This window comes from Streptomyces synnematoformans (genome assembly GCF_039531005.1).
Lineage (GTDB): Bacteria > Actinomycetota > Actinomycetes > Streptomycetales > Streptomycetaceae > Streptomyces > Streptomyces synnematoformans.
In genome coordinates this window covers 1-4066 of record NZ_BAAAPF010000455.1, presented here as the reverse complement: position 1 = coordinate 4066, position 4066 = coordinate 1, and the positions used below count along the sequence as shown (strand labels likewise).

The following is a 4066-nucleotide window of genomic DNA, read 5'->3' as shown; positions in this document are numbered from 1 at the left end:
CGCCCTGGCCCGCCGGCACGGCCGGGCCAGGGCGACGAGCAGCCACGGCAGCCGCGACTCCACCTCCAGCGGCTCCGCGCCGCGGTCGGCCGCGGCGTGGGCGGCGCCCAGTGCGGCGGCCAGGCCCGGGTCGTCGATGACGGGTTCGGCGAAGTGCGCGTCGGTGCGGGCGCCGTCGGTGAGCAGCGCCATGGAGGGGTAGAACGCGCGGTACCCGTACCCGCCGTCGCCCTCCGGGCCGCCGGTGTGGGCCTCGCCGGGGGCGAGGACGACGATGCCGCCGGGGTGGGCCCGGACCCGTTCGCCGCGGTAGTCGATGACCTCGGCGCCGTGCGTGCAGACGCCGACGGCGAACTCGCCGTGCGCGTGCGGCGCGTAGCGGTGGGCGGTGAAGCGCGCCGTCATCAGGTACAGCGGGGAGTGGTCCGTGCCCAGCGGCAGGCGCGTCCAGCGCGCGTACTCCCCGGGGCCCCGCGCCTCCCCCTCGCCGCTCATGCGTCGCATTGTGCCGGGCGCCGTACCGCCCTTGCCAGCGGGATTCCACGTCTGCCTACGATGCGCGCATGTCGCAGCGAGATCTGTCCCCGGAAGAGTTCCGCGAGCTGGGCCACGCCTACGTCGACTGGATCGCCGACTACCGCGCCCGCGTCGGCGAGCTGCCGGTGCTCCCCGGGGTCGAGCCGGGCTGGGTGCGCGAGCGGCTGCCCGCGGAGCTGCCGGAGGAGGGCGAGCCGCTGACCGAGGTGCTGGCGGACATGGACCGGGTCGTCGTACCCGCCAGCACCCACTGGCAGCACCCCGGCTTCTTCGCGTACTTCCCCGCCAACGCCTCCCTCGCCTCCCTCCTCGGCGACATGCTCTCCACCGGCCTCGGCTCCCAGGGCATGCTCTGGTCGACGTCGCCCGCCGCCACGGAGCTGGAGCAGCACCTGCTCGACCAGCTCGCCGGCGCCACCGGCCTGCCCGCCGAGTTCACCTTCGCCGGCGGTGGCGGCGGCGTCATCCAGGACTCGGCGTCGTCGTCCTCGCTGGTGGCGCTGCTCGCCGCGCTGCACCGGGCCTCCGGCGGCGCGTGGCGGACGGCCGGGCGGGACGGCCGCGAGGTGCTGTACGTGTCGGCGCACACGCACTCCTCGCTGGAGAAGGCGGCGATCGCGGCGGGTCTGGGCGCGGACGCCGTACGGATCGTGGCCGCGGCGTCCGGCGGCCAGGCGATGTCGGCGGACGCGCTGGCCGCCGCGGTACGCGAGGACGTGGCCGCCGGGCGCCGGCCGGTGATGGTGTGCGCGACGATCGGCACCACCGGCACCGGTGCCGTCGACCCGGTGCGCGAGATCGCGGCGGTCTGCGCCGAGCACGGCGTCTGGCTGCACGTGGACGCCGCCTGGGCCGGCGCCGCCGCGTTCTGCCCCGAGCACCGCGGGCTCTTCGACGGCGCCGGGCTGGCCGACTCGTACAGCACCGACGGGCACAAGTGGCTGCTCACTGCCTTCGACTGCAACCTCTTCTGGACCCGCGACACGGCCACCCTCATCGACGCCCTGACCGTGCTGCCGGAGTACCTGCGCAACGCCGCCAGCGAGTCCGGCGCCGTCGTCGACTACCGCGACTGGCACCTGCCCCTCGGCCGCCGCTTCCGCGCGCTGAAGCTCTGGACGGTGCTGCGCCGCTTCGGCCTCGCGGGCATACGGGCGCACGTGCGCCGGCACGTGGAGCTGGCCGCGGAGCTGGAGTCGTGGGCGGCGGCCGACGCGCGCTTCGCGGCGGGGGTGCCGCGGAGCCTGGCGCTGGTGTGCCTGTACGTCGTCACCGGCCGCGGGACGGACGCCGACAACGCTGCGACGAAGGCGGTGCTGGAGCGGATCAACGCCGGCGGCCGGTCGTACGTCACGCACACCGTGGTCGGCGGCCGCTACCTGCTGCGGGTGGCGGTCGGCGGGCTGGAGACGGAGGAGCGGCACGTACGGGCGCTGTGGGACGACCTGTGCGCCGCGGCGGACGCCGTGACGGACGCCGTGACGGACGCCGTGACGGACACCTCCGGCGGGACCGCGGCGACCGGTACCGGCGAGGAGGCCCCCGCCGTCCCGGGCTGAGCGCCCGCCCTCCGCGTGCGTCGCTTGACCTTGTCGCGACGTCAACGTTTCTACTGAAGCCATGCGCATCGGAGAGCTGGCCGCGCTCGCCGGGGTCACCACCCGCACCGTGCGGCACTACCACCGCATCGGGCTGCTGCCCGAGCCCGCCCGCCGGGCCAACGGCTACCGCGTCTACACCCTGCGCGACGTCGTCGAGCTGGCCCGCGTCCGCCGCCTCACCGAGCTGGGCCTCAGCCTGGACGAGGTCCGCGACGTGCTCGCCGACGACGCCGGCAGGGAGCTGCACGAGATCCTCGCCGAGCTGGACGCCGACCTCGCCCGGCAGGAGGAGGCCATCCGGCAGCGCCGCGTCCGGCTCACCGGGCTGCTCCGGCAGGCGGAGAGCGGCGGGCTGACCGCCGAGGCGCCGGTGTCGCCGGAGCTGGCGGCGGTGTTCGCGGACATGTCCCGCGCGTCCGCCCGGCTCGGCGTCCCGGAGCCGGCGAGCGCCGTCCGGGAGCGCGAGCTGCTCGCCCTGCTGGAGACCACCGCGGACGACGCCCACCGGGGCTGGCTGGCGGCGCTGCTGCACGCGCTCAACGCGGACCCGGAGGCGATGACGCGGGCGTACGGCATCTACGCCCGGCTGGACGAGCTGGCCGACGCCGAGGCCACCGACCCGCGCGTCGAGGAGCTGGCCCGGGCCGTGGTCGACGCCATGCCCGACGAGGCGGTGCGGCTCATGACCGCCGGCCCGGACCCGGCCGGTACCGGCGCGGGGGACGGCGGCGGCGAGGACGGGGAAGCCTTCGCGGAGGTGTTCTTCGCGGACTTCCCCCCGGCGCAGGCCGCGGTCATGCGCCGGGCGATGGCCCTGCTCGGAGAGCGGACGGGCGGGGCCGGCGAGGCGGGCGGGGCCGGGGGCGCGGGCCCGCGGCGCGGGGAGAGTGCGTCGTGAACGCGCTGCGCCGCACGGTCCGCTGGGCCCTGGCCTCGCTCGTACCCGGCGAGCTGGTGCTCGTGCTCTGCCTCGTCTCGGGCGTACGCATCCCGGGCCCTGTGCTGCTCGCCGTCGAGGTGGCCGTCCTGCTGGTCACCGGGGCCCTGGTCACGCTGCTGGCGGTCGACTACCGCCGGCACCGCGGCGCCGGCCTGCCGCCCCGCGCCGCCGGTCTGGAGGCCGTACGCGACGGCGTCCCGGCCGCCGTGCGCAAGCTCACCGTGCACGAGGTCAGGCTCTTCACCGCCACCCTGCGCTGGCTCGCCCGCCGCCCGAAGCACGGCGTCGGCCCCGGCGACACCGCCGTCGCGTACGCCCCCGGGCAGGCGTTCACGTTCTACGGCTTCCTCTTCGTCTCGGTCGTCGAGACCGTGGCGCTCGCCCTCGTCATCCCCTGGCCGGTGGTGCACGCCGTCGTGCTGGTCCTGGACGTCTGGGGCATCTACTTCATCCTCGCGCTCCAGGCGGCCTGCGTGGTCCGGCCGCACGTCGTCGGGGCGGACGGCTCGCTGCGCGTACGGTACGGGGTCCTGCTGGACATCCCCGTGCCGGCGGAGCTGATCGCGAACGCCCGGCTGGAGCGCCGCTTCCCGGACGGCGGGGGGCTGCTGCGGCTGGGCGACGACGGCACGGCCGACCTCGCGGTCGGCGGGCAGACGACGGTCACGGTCGAGCTGACGGCGCCGGTGGCGTTCGTCCGGCCGCTGGGGAAGCCGGCCGAGGCGCGGGTGCTGCGGTTCTACGCCGAGGACCCGCGGCCGGTGGTCGAGGCCCTGCGCCGGGCGCGCGCGGCGCGCGAAGAGGCGCGCGAGCATACGGGCGAGCAGGCGGGCGAGCCGGCACCGGGGCAGGGGCCGGGAGAGGGGAAGGGGAAGGGGCGGGAGGAGCCCGGCGGGACGCCGCCGCCGCTCACGGCGCCGGCGTGAAGCGCACCGGGGATACCCCGGGCTCCGCCGCCGTGAGCGGCACCTGCAGGCGGTGGCCGAGC

The 4066-nt window shown here is 76.7% G+C and carries 4 protein-coding genes; 3 read left to right on the top strand and 1 reads right to left on the bottom strand.

What is annotated here, in order from left to right:
* The coding region (locus tag ABD317_RS34250) for an AraC family ligand binding domain-containing protein (protein WP_344295312.1) at positions 1–495 on the bottom strand (495 nt) is incomplete at its 3' end.
* A gap of 68 nt (positions 496–563) precedes the next feature.
* Between ABD317_RS34250 and ABD317_RS34245 the strand changes: the two genes are divergently transcribed.
* The 3 genes from ABD317_RS34245 (at position 564) to ABD317_RS34235 (ending at position 4004) form a co-directional block, all read left to right on the top strand.
* Positions 564–2096, top strand: a complete 1533-nt coding sequence (locus ABD317_RS34245; protein WP_344295309.1) for a pyridoxal-dependent decarboxylase — start codon at positions 564–566, stop codon at positions 2094–2096.
* Between the two features lie 61 nt (positions 2097–2157).
* On the top strand, positions 2158–3036 hold the full coding sequence (locus ABD317_RS34240; protein ID WP_344295307.1) for a MerR family transcriptional regulator: 879 nt from the start codon (positions 2158–2160) through the stop codon (positions 3034–3036).
* A complete protein-coding gene (locus ABD317_RS34235) occupies positions 3033–4004 on the top strand; it encodes a hypothetical protein (RefSeq protein WP_344295304.1) in 972 nt (323 codons plus the stop codon). Before ABD317_RS34240 ends, ABD317_RS34235 begins: the two co-directional genes overlap by 4 nt.
* Positions 4005–4066 lie beyond the last annotated feature (62 nt).